1 pseudogene is annotated in these 765 nt (G+C 65.1%); it reads left to right on the forward strand.

The annotated features are described in order from the left end of the window. Positions 1-586: 586 nt before the first annotated feature. Positions 587-765: pseudogene (locus MKL01_RS23905) on the forward strand (IS6 family transposase); the annotation flags it as partial.

Below are 765 nucleotides of genomic sequence, written 5' to 3' on the forward strand. Positions count from 1 at the left end.
AACCGCGTCCGGCCGCATTCGTCCCTGGGCTATCGGCCGCCCGCGCCTGTCAGCTACCCGGATCTGGCCTTCCGGCTACCCATCGCCGCCACCATGCAGTAGCCTCTCAATCGGCTCGGTCCAAAATACCGGTCAGGTCACGTGAGCCGCCCGCGCCTCGATGAATCGCGGATGCCCTAACATCTCCCGCGCTGTCACGCCGATCGCCATATTGGTATCGCTCCCCCCTTCTGAGACTGGCTGTACGGGTTGCCTCGTCCGTCCTGTCGAACGCTCGCAGACCCTCACCGCATAGCTCGACCCACGCCACGACCCGCGCGGATTCCGGTGCGAGCACTTCGGTCGGGGTCGCCCGCTGCCCCTCGGCAGCCTTTCTTTGGTTCCATTGTCCCCGATTCTAGCAGGATTAGAACTTCAGTAGGCGTGCCCCTTGGGGATTTGCACCCTCCCCCCACCTGCGGGGAGGCGTGAGCGCTCGGCGATGGGTGGGTGTTCAGCACGGGCATGTCGCAAACGGGAATGCGCTGAGGTTCACGGCTCGTTAGTCATAGCCGCCGAGCCTGCCGCTCCGATCCGGAGCCGGCCCATGATCCGCAACGTCCTCGCGCTCAAGCTGAAGCGAGACGCCAAAGGCGACTTCCGGGGCCGGCACTTCGAGGCCAGCCTCATCGTGCAGGCGGTGTCCTGGTATCTGCGCTACGCGCTGAGCTATCGCGACATCGAGGAGATGCTCCTCGAGAGAGGCCTGGAGGTCGACCACTCCAC

It is taken from the genome of Methylobacterium sp. J-070 (assembly GCF_022829385.1).
GTDB lineage: Bacteria > Pseudomonadota > Alphaproteobacteria > Rhizobiales > Beijerinckiaceae > Methylobacterium.